This is a genomic window from Halorubrum sp. Atlit-26R (assembly GCF_003666015.1).
Classification (GTDB): Archaea; Halobacteriota; Halobacteria; order Halobacteriales; family Haloferacaceae; genus Halorubrum.
In genome coordinates this window covers 1-795 of sequence record NZ_QPLT01000180.1, presented here as the reverse complement: position 1 = coordinate 795, position 795 = coordinate 1, and the positions used below count along the sequence as shown (strand labels likewise).

Genomic DNA, 795 nt, shown 5'->3' with positions numbered 1-795 from the left:
ATACTGCCGATCGGCACAGCCTCAAATTCAGTATCTGTCCCACTATTCCGCGCAAGGGTGCGAACATTCTCGATGAGTTCTTCCATGCGGTGTTGTGCCTGTGCGATATTGTCGACATGCTCGCTGTCACACTCGTCGCGGAGCAGCTCAATATGTCCCGTTGCGACATTAAGTGGATTCCGTAGATCGTGGCTAAGCACACTGGTAAACTGGTTGAGCCGCTCTGTCTGTTGGTGGAGTTGCTGCTCTCGCTGTAACCGATCTAACGCATTTTCCGTGTGCTGAATGAGGAGTTCTGTGAGCTCAAGGTCACTCTCAGTAAAGGCGTTGCGCGTCGTCGCCACCGCTTGAAACGCGCCATGCTCACCAATAGGCACACTAATCGCTGATTTGTACGGGCCTTGCGGGTTGGCCTCTGGAACGCTCGTGAGATCATCAAACACATACGACTCACCTGTGCGGTAGGTTTTGCCCACGATTCCTTCTGAGACTGACATTGCTGCCAACCCGTCTGGCGCAACCTCTTCGGAGATCGCTTGTGGTTTGATCAGGTCGCCATCCTTGAGGCCGACCACACTCAGATCAAACGAGAGAATCTCTTTGCTAGCGGTTATTGTCCGATCACAAATTGTATCGATCGTCTCACTCTGTGCCAACTCCTCGGCAACATCGTGGAGCGCACTGAGCTTTTCTTCGCGTCGTTTGCGCCCAGTGATATCGGTGTAAATGACGAACCCACCTGATTGATCATCAAGCGGGGCGGTCTGGATGAGAAACTCTCGTGGGCCACGATCT

1 protein-coding gene is annotated in these 795 nt (G+C 53.1%); it reads right to left on the bottom strand.

The window, feature by feature from the left end:
* The coding region (locus tag DVK07_RS23910) for a histidine kinase dimerization/phospho-acceptor domain-containing protein (protein ID WP_121598557.1) at positions 1 to 795 on the bottom strand (795 nt) is incomplete at both ends.